Below are 16,710 nucleotides of genomic sequence, written 5' to 3' on the forward strand. Positions count from 1 at the left end.
CTGCGCCTTCCACATCGCCTGCACTCGAGACGCCCATGCTTGCCTTCTTTCTGCGCCGGGTACTTTCAACCATACCCGTACTGGTCATCGTCGCCCTGATCGTGTTCTTCATGCTGCGCCTGGCGCCCGGCGACCCGGCCGCCGCCATCGTGGGCAACAGCGGCACCGCCGACGACATTGCGCTGGTGCGGACCGCATTGGGCCTGGACGATTCCATGCCCGTCCAGTTCATCCGCTGGGTAGGCCAGCTCGTTCAAGGCAATCTGGGCGAATCCTTCTTCATGAAGATCCCCGTGTCCGAACTGATCGCGCATCGCATCGAGCCCACCCTGTCGCTGGCGGCCCTGACGCTGGTCGTGGCGGTGCTGGTCGCCGTGCCCCTGGGCGTGCTGGCCGCCTGGCGCCACGGAGGGTGGCTTGACCGCGCGCTGATGGGCTTCTCGGTGCTGGGTTTCTCGATACCCGCCTTCGTGCTGGGCTATATATTGATCTGGCTGTTTTCATTGCACCTGCAGTGGCTGCCGGTACAAGGGTACTCGCGCCTGGCGAACGGCATCATCCCGTGGCTCAGGCACCTGATCCTGCCCTCCATTGCGCTGTCCATCATCTACGTGGCGCTGATAGCCCGGGTGACGCGCGCGGCCGTGGCCGAGGCCATGACCGAGGACTACATCCGCACCGCCCGCGCCAAAGGCATTTCCGAGGCGCGGGTATTGATCCGGCACGGCCTGGCCAACGCGGCGGTGCCCATCGTGACGGTCATCGGCATCGGCGTCGCCCTGCTGATAGGCGGCGTGGTGGTCACTGAAACCGTGTTCGCAATTCCGGGCCTGGGGCAACTGACCGTCGACGCCGTGCTGTCGCGCGACTTCCCGCTGATACAGGGCATCATCCTGTTCTTTTCCGTGATCTACGTGCTGATCAATCTGCTGGTCGACCTGAGCTACCTGGTGCTCGACCCCCGCATACGCTACTAGAACCCGACAGCTGTCATGGCCGAAACAATCATGCCCGATGAAACATCCCTGACGATGCCGGATACGGCGGCCTCGTCCCCGCCCGGCACCCGGCGCACCCTTTTCGCCGCCCTGCGCAACGGCTCGGTGCGCATCGGAGGCGGCGTGCTGCTGATTCTGGTCCTGATGGCCATTTTCGCGCCGTGGCTCGGCACAATAGACCCCAATGCCATCGACCCGGCCAGCGGCAACATGCTGCCGCTAAGCGCCGGCGAGTTCAGCAGCCTGGCCGGCGACACCTTTCACCATTTCTTTCTGATGGGCTCCGACACCCTGGGCCGCGACATCTGGAGCCGCACCCTTTACGGCGCCCGCATTTCCATCACCATAGGCGTGGCCGTGGCATTGCTGGCCCTGGCCCTGGGCATGCTGGTGGGCTTGCTGGCCGGATACTTCCGCAGAATAGACGGGCTGATCATGCGCCTGATGGACGGCCTCATGGCCATTCCGGGCATCCTGTTCGCCATCAGCCTGGTGGCGCTGTTCGGCGGCACGGTAACGACCGTCATCGTCGCCATCGCCATCCCCGAGATTCCCCGCGTGGCCCGGCTGGTGCGCTCGGTGGTGCTGACCATACGCGAAGAACCCTATGTCGAGGCGGCCATCGCGCTCGATACGCCCATCTGGAAGATTCTTCTCAAGCATATCCTGCCCAACGCCATCGCCCCCCTCATCGTGCAAGGCACTTATGTGTGCGCGGCGGCGATATTGGTCGAGGCCATACTTTCCTTTCTGGGCGTCGGCCTGCCCACCGACATGGCGACCTGGGGCAACATCATGTCCGAAGGCCGCGCCCAGTTCAACGAGTATCCGCACAACGTCCTCCTGCCCGGCATATTCCTGGCGCTGACCGTACTGGCCGTGAACGTGCTGGGCGACGGCCTGCGCGACACCCTCGATCCCAAACTCAGCAAGCGAGAGGGCTAGGCGATGAACACCACAGAAACTACAGCCCGCCCCGCGCCGGTGCTGGAAGTCCGGAACCTGACCATAGGCCTGCCCGCCGGGGCCGACCGCCCCCACGCCGTGCAGGACATCTCGTTCCGGGTCGAGCCCGGCAAGATCCTGTGCCTGGTGGGCGAATCGGGCTCCGGAAAGTCGGTCATCGCCAACGCCGTGATGGGCTTGCTGCCCAGGCAGCTCGGCCCCGCAAGCGGCTCGATAGCGCTGCAGGGCAGGGAAATCCTCAATGCCCCGCAGGAACAATTACGCAAGCTTCGCGGGGCCGCCATGGCCATGGTGTTCCAAGAGCCCATGACGGCGCTGAACCCCACCATGACCTGCGGCGCCCAGGTGGCCGAACTGCTAAGGCAGCACACCGCCATGAGCGCCGCCGAGCAGCGCCTCGAGATTCTCGACATCTTCGCCCGCGTAAAGCTGCCCGAGCCGGAACGCATCTATGCCTCGTACCCGCATCAGCTGTCGGGTGGCCAGCGGCAGCGCATCGTCATCGCGATGGCCCTGATCCTGAAGCCCGCGCTGCTGATCTGCGACGAGCCCACCACCGCCCTGGACGTCACCACCCAGGCCGAGATCCTGAAGCTCATCATGACGCTGCAGCGCGACAGCGAAACCGCCGTACTGTTCATCACGCATGATTTCGGCGTGGTGGCCGAAATCGCCGACGACGTCGCCGTCATGCAGTTGGGCGCCCTGGTCGAGTCCGGCTCCAAGACCCAGGTGCTGACCCGGCCCGCCCAGCCGTATACCAAGATGCTCCTGGCCGCCGTGCCTTCGATGTCGGCTCCGGCGCGCCCCGCCGTGCCCCAGGCCGAACCCCTGCTGGAGGCCCGCGAGCTTTCCAAGGTGTACCGCATGGGAAGCTGGCCGGCCAGACGTCGCGAGGTGCTCGCGGCGCGCAGCGTCTCGTTGTCGGTGCGCCCGGGCGAAACAATAGGCATCGTCGGAGAATCCGGCTCGGGCAAGTCGACCATGGCGCGCTGCATCGCGCGCCTGATCGAGCCGACCTCAGGCGAAATCTACGCCCAGGGGCGTTCATTGGCCCACGCCGGCAATAGGCAGCTTTCGCCTTACCGGCGCCACGTCCAGGTGGTATTCCAGGACCCCTACCGCTCGCTCAACCCACGCCAGACCGTAGGCGCCTCGATCATCGAGGGGCCGGTCAATTTCGGCGTGCCGCGCAACGAGGCCTGGAAGCGCGCCGAGCAGCTGATGCAGCTGGTGCGCCTGAACCCCAGTGCGCTGCGTCGCTATCCCAACGAATTCTCGGGCGGGCAACGCCAGCGCATCTCCATCGCACGCGCCCTGGCTTGCGAAGCCAAGGTGCTTATCGCCGATGAGGCCGTGTCAGCCCTGGACGTTTCGGTGCAGGCGCAGATACTGGAGCTGCTGGCCGATATTCAAAAACGCCTGTCGCTGGGCATATTGTTCATCACCCACGACCTGCGGGTGGCCAGCCAGATCTGCGACAGCATCATCGTCATGCACCAGGGCGAGGTCGTCGAGCAGGGCGAAACCCGTCAAGTCTTCAACACGCCCCGTCATGCCTATACCGCCAGGCTGCTTGCATCCGCGCCGGGGCGCGATTTTCGTTTCCAGGAATAATCCATGTCCAGCCTTCTGCAGAACCCTCTTGACTACATGAAACAGCGAAGCGATGAAATCGCCGCCGTACGCCACGACATCCATCATCATCCCGAACTGGGATTCCAGGAATTCCGCACCAGCGACCTGGTCGCGCAGCGCCTTGAAGAATGGGGCTATGAGGTCGAGCGCGGCCTGGGCGGAACCGGGGTGGTGGGGCGCCTGAGGCGAGGCGAGGGCAGCCGCAGCCTGGGCCTGCGCGCCGACATGGACGCCCTGCCCATCCAGGAAGAAACCGGCTTGCCGTATGCCAGCATCCACGCCGGCGTCATGCATGCCTGCGGCCACGACGGGCACACGGCCATGCTGCTGGCCGCGGCCCGGTACCTGGCGCAGCACGGCACATTCTCGGGCACGCTCAACCTCATCTTCCAGCCCGCCGAAGAAAGCCTGGGCGGGGCCAAGCGCATGATCGAAGAGGGGTTGTTCGACAAATATCCCTGCGACGCCGTCTTCGCCATGCACAATATGCCCGGCGTCAGGCAAGGACGACTGCTGTTTCGCGAAGGCGCGGCCATGGCCTCGTCCGACTATGTCACCATCACCCTCACGGGCAAGGGCGGCCACAGCGCCATGCCGCACCTGTCTGTCGACCCCGTGGTGGCGGCGGCCAGCATCATCATGGCCCTGCAGACCATCGTGTCGCGCAACGCGGATCCCCAGGAAACGGCGGTCGTGACGGTGGCCGCCGTACAGGCCGGCAAGGCCAACAACGTCATACCCAACACCGCCGTGCTCGAACTCAGCGTCCGCTCGCTCGACCGCAAGCTGCGCCAGCTGATCGAGCAGCGCATCCGCGAGATCGTCGCCGCCCAGGCAAGCAGCTTCGGCGTCCGGGCCGAGGTCGATTACCGGCAGGGCTATTCCGTGCTGGTCAACACCCCCGGCGAAACCGAGTTCGCCCGCGAGATCGGCCGCAAGCTGGTCGGCCCCGACAATATCGAGCCGCAGTGCAACGCGCTGACCGCCAGCGAAGACTTCGCCTTCATGCTCGAAAAGCGCCCCGGCTGCTATCTGTTCATCGGCAATGGCGAAGACGGCATGCCCGGGGGCTGCGAGGTGCATAACCCCGGCTACGACTTCAATGACCACAACCTGCCGATCGGCGCTGCCTATTGGGCCATGCTGGCCGAAGAGTTTCTTCGATAGCTCCGGGGCGCCCGTGCCGGCCGGCGCGGGGCCGTCCGGCCAGGCATACCGCCCCGGTTCATTACCAGTGCACGCCCAGGCCCACTGAGTACCGCCTTTCATTGGTCGAGGGCCTGTCCGACATGGTGATGCGGTTGTAGCCCGCCTTGGCATACAGCGACATCCACTGGGTCACGCTGTAGCGCAGGCCCAGTTCGGCCTCCAGACTGTAGTCCGAAGCGCCCTTGAGCGCGCGATTGAATTCGCCGGTGGTAAATATCTGCCACTGCTTGCCCGACAGAAACCGCGTGTAGTTCCAGCCCAGGCCCACCGTCTGGAAATTGTCGCGGCTGTCGTCATGATATCTGTCGCGCGTGTGCGTCACAAAGGCCGACATCGAGAACGCGCCCAGCTCGTTGTCCCAGAACTGATAGCCCGGGCCGGCGGCAAGACGAAGCCGGTGCGCGGGGTCGTCGATATGGTCGCGGCCATAGCGCACCCTGCCGCGCAAGAACAGCTTTTCCGACAAGAAGCGGTCGACCATATAGGCGGCGTTGTAGTTGTAGGTGCCCGTGACGCCGTCCTGAGTCTTGCGCGCGTAGTCCAGCTCTAGGCCATGGCGCCACCAGTCGCGGCGGGCCGTGGCGTGCAGGGCCGCATTCCAGTTCTGGTTGCTGCTCGAGGAATGGGTGGCGTCCATGGCCAGGTCGACGCCGCCCTCGAAACTCCAGTCTCGAAGAAAAGCGTTGGGGCGCACGATGCGCTCGATGTCGGCAAGCGCCACCTGGTCCGTGCCTGCCTGGGCCGTTGCGCCGTCCGGCTGCAAGGCGGCGACGCTTTCCGGCCCCGAGCCCGACGTCAGCCGGGCTTCATAGCCGGCGGGAAGGCCCTTGGCCCGCACAAGCATCGGATCATTCGTCTGAAGCTGGGCCACTTTGTCCCAGCTGATGCGGATCTCTCCGGCGTAATCAGTCTTGAGGACAAGCGTGCCGCCGTCCATCAGCAGCACCTCGCCGCTCAACCTGTCTCCATTGGTCATGACGATGGTGTCCGCCCAGGCGCAAGACGCCCACGCACTGCCCAATAACGCCGCCAGCATCACACCGGCACGTTTCAACCTGAATTTTCGACCAGCCAAAAGCCCGCCCCCTTTCATTGAATGGATGAATGAAAACGGGCGCCTATACATGGCGCCCGTGGCGGTAATGCTAACAGCCGGTACCCTAATGCGACAAGGCCAGGCGAACGGGAGAGGCAAGCGGCACGGCCGCGGCCGACGGCGCTTGTTCCTCACCCTGGTCGATCTTGAACGTGGCCACAAGGCTGGCCAGCCGGGACGATTGCTCTTGCAGGCTGGCCGCGGCGGCAGCCGCTTCCTCGACCAGCGCGGCGTTCTGCTGGGTGGCTTGATCCATTTCGGACACAGCCTGGTTCACCTGGTCGATGCCCACGCTTTGTTCTCGGCTGGCCTCGGTAATCTCGTTCATGATGTCGGTGACCCGCCGGATACTGGCCACGGTCTCGCTCATGCGTTCGCCCGCTTCGCTTGCCAGCTTGTTGCCTTCTTGCGCCCGGGTCACCGAGGTACCGATAAGGCTCTTGATCTCTTGCGCCGCCACGGCGCTGCGCTGGGCCAGGGCGCGCACCTCGCCGGCCACCACGGCGAAGCCACGGCCTTGCTCGCCCGCGCGCGCCGCCTCCACCGCCGCGTTCAAGGCCAATATATTGGTCTGGAACGCAATCGTATCGATGACGCCGATAATGTCCACCACCTGCCTGGACGAGTCATTGATCTGCCCCATGGTGCCCACCACCTTGGCAACCACTTCGCCGCTCTTGACCGCCACCTGGGCGGCCGTGTCGGCAAGACCCCTGGCCACTTCGGCGTGGTCGGCGTTTTGCTTCACCGTGGTGGTCAGCTGCTCCATCGTCGCGGCGGTCTCGGCCAGCGAGCTGGCCTGCTGCTCGGTGCGCGAAGACAGGTCGACGTTGCCGGCCGCGATCTGGCTGGCTGCACTGGCTATGGATTCTGCGCCGCTGCGCACGTCGCGCACCACATCGCGCAGGCTGTCGTTCATTTGTTTCAACGCCTGCTGCAGCCGGCTGGTTTCGTCCCGGCCCCGCACGTCGATGGTGGCGGTCAGGTCACGCGACGACACCGTGGCGGCAAGCGCCACCGACCTGCGCAACGGCCCGGTGATAGAGCGCGTAATGGAGAGCGCCATGAACAGCCCGGCCAGCAGCGCCGCAATCGCCAGGCCGATCAGCATCTTCAGGCCCGCATCGTTGTTGGCATAGAGTTCGGCCGCCCTGGAGTCGATCAACTTTCTCTCGTACAGCAGCAGGTCGTTCACGCTGCCCGTGTAGGCGTCCAGAAGCGGCCCAAGCTCAGACTCGAAAAACTCGTTCGCCGCCCGATAGTCACCCGCCAACCGCGCCTGGAACGCGGCATCGCGCCTGTCGCGATACTCCGTGCGCCGCTGCAGCACCGCCTGGAAAAGCTCCCGGGCGCCCGGATCGACCAGTTGGGCCGACAACTGCTCCTGAAGGCGCTGTATGTCGGCGCTGGTCTTTTCCATGGCCTGCTCGATATCGTGCCGGACATAGGGGTCGTCGATCTTTCCGGCGGCGATGGTGCGCACGGCGTTCAAGCTCGTGGCGCGGTTCCATTCAGCAATGGTCCGCTCGGCCGCGAAGCGGCTGCCAATGACTTCTTCAGCCATGGCCGACGAGCCTTGTATGCGCCAGAGCCCTATGCCGGCCAGCAGGGCCAGAAGCAAAAGCAGCAGCAGGAAGCCAAACGCGAGACGCGTACCGATATTGAGTTTGTTCACGGGATGCCTACGGATGTGCATGGCTCGAAAAAATGACGAGCCCTACTCGTTTAACGGCAAAAGTCGTGAAACTTTATTGCAACGTCGCGCGGACGGCTCCGCCGGTTACAAAAAGCCGGGCGCCCAGAACCGCGCCATCCGGCCGAGCCGGGCGGCGTGCCCTTTTTCAATATATTCGTAAAACAACCTATGTACGAACGATAATAGTTTGCATTAATATCATCGTTTTGTTGTCCCAAGGGCACGGAGTTTTTTCAATGACAGCCGCCGCTTCGCTCAAAACCTGGTACTGGTGGCACAAGTGGACAAGCCTGGTCTGCACCGTCTTTCTGCTGATTATCTGCATTACCGGCCTGCCCCTGGTGTTCCACGAGGAAATCGAGCACTGGCTCGAAGAAGGCAAGCCCTTCGCCGTTGTAGACGCGGGCACGCCGCGCGTGGCGACAGACCAGCTCATGGCCTCGGCGCGCGCGCAGTATCCCAATGAAGTCGTCGAGTACGTTTTTTTCGACGAAGACCACCCCACCGTCTACGTGGGCATGTCGCCCTCGCATACGGGCGACCCCAAGCTGACGCACTATATGCGCTTCGACGCCCACACGGGCGAAATGCTGTATGACGCGCCCACGGCGCGCGAAGAGCAGTTCACCTTCATGGGCATGATGCTGGCGCTGCATGTGGACCTGTTCACCAGCCTGCCCGGCCAGCTCTTTCTGGGCTTCATGGGCCTGCTGTTTGTCATCGCTATCGTATCGGGGGTCGTGCTATACGGCCCCTTCATGAAGAAGCTCGACTTCGGCACGGTGCGCAAGGAAAGGTCGCGCCGCCTTAAATGGCTCGACCTGCATAACCTGCTGGGCATCGTGCTGCTGGGCTGGATGATGGTGGTGGGGATAACCGGCGTCATCAACGAACTGTCGCGGCCGTTGTTCGGCCTGTGGCAGGCGACCGACCTGGTCGAGCTCACGTCCGGCTACCACGATACCGATCCCCCTCAGCGCCTGGCCTCGGCCGACGCCGCCCTGCGGGCCGCAGCCCAGGCTGTGCCCAACCACCGCATCATCAGCTTCAGCCATCCGGGCAATATGTTCGCCACGCCTCATCACTATATGGTCTGGACGCGCGGCGACACCCCATTCACTTCTCATCTCATTATTCCCGTGCTGGTCGATGCCGCCACGGCCGAAGTCACCGCCGTGGCGCGTCCCCCCTGGTATCTGACCATGCTGGCGCTGTCACAGCCGCTGCACTTTGGCGACTACGGGGGCTTGCCGCTGAAGATACTGTGGGTGCTGCTCGATCTCCTGACCATCGTGGTGCTGGCCAGCGGCCTGTACCTGTGGTTTGCGCGGCGCAAGGCCACCGATGCCCGCGTGGCGCAGTTGACGCAGCGCCACCAGCAGCCGCAGGCCGCGCTTGCCAAGACAACACACGGCCACGAGGGCTCCAGCCCGGGCGCCATCGCCGGAGGCGGCTCATGAAACCCCGTTCACCTTCTTTCAAGAAAGTCTGGGGCGCGCCCGTCGCCCTGGCCGTCCTGACCTGCTTCGGGCTGTTGTCGGCCCTGTTGGGCACCGGAGCCTGGCACTGGGCCTCGTGGCTCTCTCTTGCCATCCCGCTGGCCACAGGCCTTGGCTACTGGCTGTGGCCGCGCAAGAAAGCCTGACCGCCTTCGGCAATAACAATAATCCTCCATCTACCCATCCGCATTTCGGAGCACACGATGTCCCATCCATTATCGGGCCGATCCCCGGCCCGGACAGCCGCCATCCTGGCCTGGGCCGGGTTCCTGACCCTTGGCCACGCGCCGGCCAACGCACAAACGGGTTCGGCCCAGCCGGCCGCCAGCGGCACGCTGGCCCCCATCACCGTAGAAGGCGCGGCAGACAATGCCCTGGCACCCGTCGACGGCTACATCGCCACCTCGTCGATCAGCGCGTCCAAGACCGACATACCCCTGATCGAAACACCGCAATCGGTCACCGTGATCACGGCCGACCAGATTCGCGACCAGGGCGCCCAGGGCCTGCAGGATGCGCTGAACTATGCCGCCGGCGTGCGTTCGGACGCCTACGGACTGGATTCCCGTTCCGACAACTTCATGGTGCGCGGGGCGTCGCCCTCCGTCTACCTGGACGGCCTGCGAACCAATTTCGATTACTACACCAGCACCACGCGCACCGAGCCCTTTACGCTCGAACGCATCGAAGTGCTGCGCGGGCCCGCCTCCATGCTGTATGGCCAGGGCAGCACGGCCGGTGTCGTCAACATGGTGACCAAGCGCCCGCAGGCCGAGACCTCGCGCGAGGTCGGCATTCAATATGGTTCGCACAATCGGCGCTCGATCCAGGCCGACCTGACTGGCGCCATCGATGAAGACGGCAAATGGCTTTATCGCCTAGTTGCGCTGGGACGCAAGTCGGACACCATGGTCGACCATGTGCCCGACGACCGCCTGGTGTTCGCGCCCTCGATCACCTGGCGGCCGTCCAACCGCACTTCGCTGACGCTGCTGGCGCTGTGGCAAGACGACAAGTCGGGCTCTACCGCGCAGTTCTTTCCGTGGGAAGGCACGCTGCTCGACAATCCCAACGGACAGATCCCCACAAACACCTTCATCGGCGACCCCGACTGGGACCGCTATGATTCCAGCCGACGCTCCATCGGCTGGGCGTTCGAGCACCAGCTGAACGACGGCTGGACAATACGCCAGAATGCACGCTGGTCGTACAACCACGTGGATTACCGCAGCCTTTATGGAGACTCGTTCTCTCTTCCCGGCGGCTGGGCCGCAGACCCGGTCAACAAGCGTTTGATCGGCCGCTATGCCTGGGGCACGGACACCACCGTGCGCATGGCCCAGGCCGACCAGCACGTGCAGGGCAAGTTCGACACCGGCCCCGTCAGCCACAACATGCTGATCGGCATGGATTACGTCTATGCCAAGAACGAACAATCCACCGCCTCAGAAGGGCCGGACACCGTGCCGCTGATCGACGCCTTCAACCCGGTGTATCCAGCCTACACGCCGCCGGCATTCTTTGGCGACCCCGCCATACGCCAGCGCGACATGGGCTTCTATATCCAGGACCAGATGCGCCTGGATAACTGGATACTGGTTGCGGGCTTGCGCCATGACCGCTCTGAGAACACGGTGGACGGCTCGCCCTCGCAGGTCAGTCGCGCCACCAGCAAGCGTTTCGGCCTGATGTACGCGTTTCCCGTGGGCATCTCGCCCTATGTAAGCTACAGCGAGTCGTTCACCCCCCAGCTGGGCCGCGACTCCAGCGGCGACGCCTTCGTTCCCTTGCGCGGCAAGCAATGGGAAGCGGGGCTCAAGTATGAATCGCCCGATCGCAACACCCTGGTGAACGCCGCGGTATACACCCTGCGCGAGGAAAACCGGCTTGTATCCGACCCCGCCAACCCCATGCAAAGCATCCAGGCCGGCGAAACGCGCACCCGCGGGTTCGAGCTTGAGGTCAAGACAACGGTGGCGCGCCAGCTGGACCTGATCGCCAACTACAACTACCTGGACCAGGACGACCAGCTCGAAGGCGAGCCTCGCCACCAGGCCTCGCTGTGGAGCAAGTACCGCTTTGCCATCAACAACACGCCGGGCTTTTCGGTGGGCGCGGGTGTGCGCTGGGTAAGCGCATTCAGCGACGGCAGCGGCCCGCGTGTGCCCAGCGCGACGCTGGTCGACGCCATGGTGGCCTACGACACGCCGCAATGGCGCCTGGCGCTCAATGCCAACAACGTCTTCGACAAGACCTATGTGGCCACATGCCTGGAGCGCGGCGATTGCTGGTTCGGCGCGCGCCGGTCTATTGTGGCCAGCGCAACGTACAAGTTCTGACAGCAGGAAGACGGCCCGGCCACGCAGGGCCGACACTACATATTGCTTTGCTCGGGCGGCACCGCCGCGGGAAGCCTGGCGGCGCTGCTTGCGTTCTTGCGAAGCTCCATCTGGGCGCCCAGGCCATAACAGGTCATGGAAATCGAGCCCATCGAATAGCCCTGCACCAGAAGCTCGGGCTTGCTTGATTCGGCGGCGGCCAGCCCCGCCACATACAGCAATGGAATAAAGTGATCGGGCGTGGGCACGGCCAGGCCGTAATCGGGATGATCGGCCAAACGAAGCACATCGCCCGGATCGCGCGCAAGCTGTTCAACCGCGGCGTCGTCGAACCGCCGGGCCCAATCGTAAGCCTGGTCGGGCTGGTCGCGTTGCAGCCGCCGCAGATTATGGACCACATTGCCGCTGCCGATAATCATCACGCCGCGGCTTCTTAGCGCGTCGAGCCTGGCGGCAAGCTTCAGGTGGTATTCGAGCGCCTGCAGCGCATTGATGGACAGTTGAATCACCGGAATGTCGGCGTCGGGATAAATGTGGGTCAGCACCGACCAGGTGCCGTGATCCAGCCCCCACTGGTCTTGGTCCAGCCCTACCCAGTTCGGCTTGGCCAGCTCGACGATTTCCTTTGCAAGATCGGGCGCGCCGGGCGCCGGGTACTCAAAATCGAAAAGCGGCTTCGGAAAGCCGTAGAAATCGTGGATGGTTCTGGGCCGCGCCATGGCGGTTATCGCCGTTGCGCCGAAATACCAATGGGCCGAGACGACGAGAAGGGCTTTCGGCCGCGGCAGATGCTGCCCGAATGCCCGCCAGGCATTGGTAAAGTCGTTGCGCTCGAGCGCATTCGTCGGGCTGCCGTGGCCAATGAAAAGCGCGGGCATCTTGCTCATGTCATACTCCTTCAAGTACTGCCGGCTGCGATGGCTGCCATTGCCCGGATGCAAAACCACTGTCGCAAGCTCATCCGCGGAGGGCGTATGAAAACAGCGTATCAGAAAATGGTTGCCGGAGACCTCTACCACCCTACAGACCCGCAGCTGGTGGCGGCGCGCGCACGCGCACGAGACCTTTGCTGGGCGCTTAACGCCGCCGGCGAGGCCGAACAGGAAAGGCAGCGGCAAATGCTGTGCGAACTGTTTGCCTCGGGTGGAGACTCCGTAATCATGCAGCCGCCCTTCTATTGCGACTACGGCTCGAATATCGAGCTGGGCGAACGCGTGTTCTTCAACTTCAACTGCGTCGTGCTGGACGTCTGTCCGGTTCAAATCGGCAGCTTCACACTTTTTGGCCCAGCGGTACAGATCTACACCGCCATGCACCCGCTGAACGCCGAACAACGCAGGCAGGCCGAGTACGGCAAGCCTGTAAAAATAGGCTCTGACGTATGGGTGGGCGGCGGGGCCATTATCCTTCCAGGCGTTCAGATCGGCTCGCGCACCGTCGTCGGCGCGGGCAGCGTGGTCACGCGCGACATCCCGGAAGGCGTGTTTGCCGCGGGAAACCCCTGCCGGGTGGTGCGCGAGATCACCGAGTGAGAAAGACGAGAATGAAACAAAGCAGCATGCGCAGCTACAACCAGTATTTCCATGTTTACATCTTGTCAACGGAAGACGGCAAGATGATTAAAGTAGGCAAGGCCAACAATACGCAGCGCACTCGGCATCTGGCACGCATGGGCTACGCTGGATTCAAAGACTGGGTCCACGTAGCCACATTTCCAATGTGCTCTGACCACGCCGCCACGGCTTTGGAAGCCATGCTTATTTCAAGACTGGCAAGCGCAGAATACCGAGTACCACGCATAAGCTGGGAAAATCAGCTGAATGGCAGAAAGAGCTATGCCGACGAATGCTTTCGTTGTGACGCATATCGAGCCATCCAGGCAGCGCTAGAACTCAGCCAAGTGTACTTTGAGCACGTTGTCCCGCAAATCAATACTCCGCGATGCGATCTTTCCGGCGCACCTTGAGGGTGGCCTTCTGAAAATAGTGGATCAGAGTCGCTGCCGGCTGGATTACCGGGTAGCCAATAGATGAACCTGGGTTTATAGTGTCTGCCCCTGTTGTTCCATGCTTCACTCCACGGAGACGCTCATGAACAAGCTCACCCTCACAGCCGCCTGCGCGGCGTTGCTTATCGGCAGCAGCGGCGCCTGGGCCGCAGAAAAAGAAGGCATTCCCGGTGTGCGCGGCATGGACCACATTGGCTTCACGGTTCCCGACATCGACCAGGGCGTGGATTTCTTCCGCGATGTCATTGGTTGCAGCGAAGTCATGCGTTTCGGGCCTTTCAGCGACGACAAAGGCACGTTCATGAAAGATCTCGTCAATGTGCATCCGCGGGCCGTCATCAAGCAAATCGCCATGATGCGCTGCGGCGACGGCTCGAACATCGAACTATTCCAGTACAGCGCCCCCGACCAGAAGACCGACATGCCGCGCAATAGCGACTACGGCGGCTTTCATCTGGCTTTCTACGTCAAGGACATCAAGGCCGCGGTCGACAAGGCCAGGGCGCTGGGCCTGCAGACATTCCTGGGGCCGTTCGAGCTCAAGGAAGGCCCGGCCGCCGGCGAATCGATTACCTATGTGCTGACCCCCTGGGGCATGCAGCTGGAACTGATCAGCTATCCCGACGGCATGGCCTATGAAAAAGAGGCAAAGACCAAGCTTTGGGCGCCGGAGTAACTGCGCGCCGACATCAATAAAAAGGGCTTGCGGAATATTCCGCGAGCCCTTTCAGCCGTCCGAATTGCTGCGCGCTCCTGGGCAGCGATAAGATCCTACAACCTCAGGTATCAATATTCCCCGCCAGCAGCGCATACTTCTCAATAAACGCCCGGCGCGGTTCCACGTGGTCGCCCATTAGCGTGGTAAAAACCTCGTCCGCCGCGATAGCGTCTTCGATCTGCACGCGCAGCAAGCGGCGTACGGTCGGGTCCATGGTGGTTTCCCAGAGCTGCCCGGGGTTCATTTCGCCCAGGCCCTTGTAGCGCTGCTTGCTGACGCTGCGTTCGGCTTCGCTGCGCAGGAACTGCATGGCTTCGCGGAAATCGCCGATGTTCTTTTGCTTGCGCTTGTCGCCCTCGCCGCGGGCGATGAAACCGCCCTCGCCGATCAGGCCCTTGAAGGTCTTGCCGGCCTTGGCCAGCACGGCGTAGTCGGCGCCCAGCACGAACACCCGGTCCAGGATGCTGACACGCACATTGCCGTGATGCATGCGCTTGACAACCAGGCGCCATGCGGTGTTTTCTTCGTTGGGCTCGACCTCTACGGTAACGTCGGGCAGGGCCGGGTCTTCGATGGCGGCCTGCAGGCTACGGGCCGACTGTTCGGCATTTTCGGCGCTGCTGAGGTCGATCTCGATGCCCTCGGCAATGGCCGACAACGACTCGACGTCCATGTGCCGCGAAAGGCGGTTGATGACGGCGTCGGCCATGATGTACTGGCGGGCCAGCTCGCCCAGGGCATCGCCGCTGATGGCGCTGGCTCCCTGGCTGGGCACCAGCTCGGCGTCTTTCAAGGCGACCTGCATCATGTACTGGGCTTCTTCCTGGTCGTCCTTGAGATAGCGCTCGTCGCGGCCGACCTTGACCTTATACAGGGGCGGCTGGGCAATGTACACATAGCCGCCCTCGATCAGCTCGGGCATCTGGCGATACAGCAGGGTAAGCAGCAGGGTGCGAATGTGCGCGCCGTCGACGTCGGCGTCGGTCATGATGATGATGCGGTGGTAGCGCAGCTTCTCGATGTTGAAGTCGGGGCCGATGCCGGTGCCCAGCGCCGTGATCAGCGTGGTGATGGCCTCGCTGGCGATCAAGCGGTCGAAGCGGGCCTTTTCAACGTTCAGCACCTTGCCGCGCAGCGGCAGAATGGCCTGGAACTTGCGGTCGCGGCCCTGCTTGGCCGAACCGCCGGCCGAGTCGCCCTCGACGATATAGATCTCGCTTTTGGCGGGGTCTTTTTCCTGGCAGTCGGCCAGCTTGCCGGGCAGGCCGGCGCCCTCGAGCACGCTTTTGCGGCGTGTCATTTCGCGGGCCTTGCGGGCTGCGTCGCGTGCGCGCGCCGCCTCGATGATCTTGCTGCACAGCGCCTTGGCGTCGATGGGGTTTTCAAGCAGCCAGGTTTCAAGCGTGCGCGACACGGCCTCTTCGACGGCGGGGCGCACTTCGCTGGAAACCAGCTTGTCTTTGGTCTGGCTGCTGAACTTGGGCTCGGGCACCTTGACTGAAAGCACGCAGGCCAGGCCTTCGCGCATGTCGTCGCCGGTGGTGTCGACCTTGGCCTTCTTGGCCAGCTCGTTGTCGGCGATGTATTTGTTCAGGATGCGCGTCATGGCCGCGCGCAGGCCGGTAAGGTGGGTGCCGCCGTCGCGCTGCGGAATGTTGTTGGTGAAGCACAGCACGGTTTCGGTGTAGCTGTCGTTCCATTGCATGGCCACGTCGACGCCGACCGTGGAGTCGCCCACGGTCGATTCGGTGCTGACCGAGAACACATTGGGGTGCAGCACGGTCTTGCTGCGGTTGATGTACTCGACAAAGCCCTTGACCCCGCCCAGGAAGGCGAAATCTTCTTCCTTGCCCTGGCGCTCGTCGACCAGCCGGATCTTGACGCCGTTGTTCAGGAAGGAAAGCTCGCGCAGGCGCTTGGCCAGGATCTCGTAGTGGAACTCGATGTTCTCGAAGATGGTGTCGTCGGCCAGGAAATGCACGCGGGTGCCCTGTTTCTCGGCCGGGCCGGTAACGTGCAGGGGCTCGACCCGCTCGCCCTGGCGGAACTCCATTTCGTGCGTCTGGCCCTTGCGCCAGATGGTCAGGCGCAGCCATTGCGACAAGGCGTTCACGCATGACACGCCCACGCCGTGCAGGCCGCCCGATACCTTGTACGAGTTGTGGTCGAACTTGCCGCCGGCGTGCAGCTCGGTCATGACGATTTCGGCGGCGCTGCGGCCGAATTCATCGTCTTTGTGGATGTCGGTGGGAATGCCACGGCCATTGTCGCTGACCGAGATGCTGTTGTCGGCATGGATGGTGACGACGATGTCGTCGCAATAGCCGGCCAGGGCTTCGTCGATGGCATTGTCCACCACCTCGAATACCATGTGATGAAGGCCGGTGCCATCGGAGGTGTCGCCGATGTACATGCCCGGACGCTTGCGGACCGCTTCGAGGCCCTTGAGCATCTTGATGGAATCGGCGCCGTAGCCCGCATCATTGGCAATCGTGGTTTGATCTGACATAACTGAATTTAGAACCTTGTGTGCGCCGTACGGC

At 63.3% G+C, this 16,710-nt stretch carries 14 protein-coding genes; 10 read left to right on the forward strand and 4 right to left on the reverse strand.

The window, feature by feature from the left end:
- The first annotated feature begins 35 nt into the window (after positions 1-35).
- Genes C7440_RS17170 through C7440_RS17185 form a run of 4 tightly spaced genes read left to right on the forward strand, consistent with a single transcriptional unit; the run spans position 36 to position 4,769 of the window.
- Entirely contained in the window at positions 36-977 is a 942-nt protein-coding gene (locus tag C7440_RS17170; protein ID WP_017523041.1) for an ABC transporter permease, read from the forward strand.
- Positions 978-992: 15 nt separating this feature from the next.
- Positions 993-1,943: an ABC transporter permease gene (locus C7440_RS17175; RefSeq protein ID WP_017523040.1), complete on the forward strand. Its 951-nt coding sequence runs from the start codon at positions 993-995 to the stop codon at positions 1,941-1,943.
- 3 nt (positions 1,944-1,946) lie between these two features.
- Positions 1,947-3,581, forward strand: coding sequence for an ABC transporter ATP-binding protein (locus C7440_RS17180; RefSeq protein WP_017523039.1), 1,635 nt, complete (start codon positions 1,947-1,949; stop codon positions 3,579-3,581).
- A gap of 3 nt (positions 3,582-3,584) precedes the next feature.
- The gene (locus tag C7440_RS17185) at positions 3,585-4,769 is read left to right on the forward strand and encodes a M20 aminoacylase family protein (RefSeq protein WP_017523038.1); all 1,185 of its coding nucleotides are present in this window, start codon (positions 3,585-3,587) and stop codon (positions 4,767-4,769) included.
- A gap of 61 nt (positions 4,770-4,830) precedes the next feature.
- On the opposite strand, the gene C7440_RS17190 is transcribed toward C7440_RS17185, so the two are convergent.
- Entirely contained in the window at positions 4,831-5,865 is a 1,035-nt protein-coding gene (locus C7440_RS17190) for a DUF481 domain-containing protein (RefSeq protein ID WP_165832633.1), read from the reverse strand.
- Between the two features lie 106 nt (positions 5,866-5,971).
- Entirely contained in the window at positions 5,972-7,582 is a 1,611-nt protein-coding gene (locus C7440_RS17195) for a methyl-accepting chemotaxis protein (protein WP_116519364.1), read from the reverse strand.
- Between the two features lie 257 nt (positions 7,583-7,839).
- Between C7440_RS17195 and C7440_RS17200 the strand changes: the two genes are divergently transcribed.
- From C7440_RS17200 to C7440_RS17210, 3 genes are read left to right on the forward strand one after another with little or no spacing between them, the layout of a single operon-like run.
- Complete coding sequence (locus tag C7440_RS17200) at positions 7,840-9,063, forward strand: PepSY-associated TM helix domain-containing protein (RefSeq protein ID WP_116519365.1); 1,224 nt, start codon at positions 7,840-7,842, stop codon at positions 9,061-9,063.
- A complete protein-coding gene (locus C7440_RS17205) occupies positions 9,060-9,248 on the forward strand; it encodes a hypothetical protein (protein ID WP_017523034.1) in 189 nt (62 codons plus the stop codon). Before C7440_RS17200 ends, C7440_RS17205 begins: the two co-directional genes overlap by 4 nt.
- A gap of 57 nt (positions 9,249-9,305) precedes the next feature.
- Positions 9,306-11,441: a TonB-dependent siderophore receptor gene (locus tag C7440_RS17210; protein WP_116519366.1), complete on the forward strand. Its 2,136-nt coding sequence runs from the start codon at positions 9,306-9,308 to the stop codon at positions 11,439-11,441.
- Positions 11,442-11,476: 35 nt separating this feature from the next.
- On the opposite strand, the gene ygiD is transcribed toward C7440_RS17210, so the two are convergent.
- Complete coding sequence (gene ygiD / locus C7440_RS17215; protein ID WP_116519367.1) at positions 11,477-12,328, reverse strand: 4,5-DOPA-extradiol-dioxygenase; 852 nt, start codon at positions 12,326-12,328, stop codon at positions 11,477-11,479.
- Between the two features lie 87 nt (positions 12,329-12,415).
- On the opposite strand from ygiD, the gene C7440_RS17220 reads away from it, so the two are divergent.
- The 3 genes from C7440_RS17220 (at position 12,416) to C7440_RS17230 (ending at position 14,125) form a co-directional block, all read left to right on the forward strand.
- The gene (locus C7440_RS17220; RefSeq protein WP_116519368.1) at positions 12,416-12,973 is read left to right on the forward strand and encodes a sugar O-acetyltransferase; all 558 of its coding nucleotides are present in this window, start codon (positions 12,416-12,418) and stop codon (positions 12,971-12,973) included.
- Between the two features lie 11 nt (positions 12,974-12,984).
- Complete coding sequence (locus tag C7440_RS17225; protein WP_133244304.1) at positions 12,985-13,407, forward strand: GIY-YIG nuclease family protein; 423 nt, start codon at positions 12,985-12,987, stop codon at positions 13,405-13,407.
- A 124-nt stretch (positions 13,408-13,531) separates the two neighbouring features.
- Positions 13,532-14,125, forward strand: coding sequence for a VOC family protein (locus C7440_RS17230; protein WP_116519370.1), 594 nt, complete (start codon positions 13,532-13,534; stop codon positions 14,123-14,125).
- A gap of 103 nt (positions 14,126-14,228) precedes the next feature.
- Here the strand turns inward: C7440_RS17230 and gyrB are convergent, their stop codons facing one another.
- A complete protein-coding gene (gene gyrB, locus C7440_RS17235; RefSeq protein ID WP_116519371.1) occupies positions 14,229-16,676 on the reverse strand; it encodes a DNA topoisomerase (ATP-hydrolyzing) subunit B in 2,448 nt (815 codons plus the stop codon).
- Positions 16,677-16,710: the final 34 nt, after the last annotated feature.

The organism is Pusillimonas noertemannii (assembly GCF_003096595.1).
GTDB lineage: Bacteria > Pseudomonadota > Gammaproteobacteria > Burkholderiales > Burkholderiaceae_B > Pusillimonas > Pusillimonas noertemannii.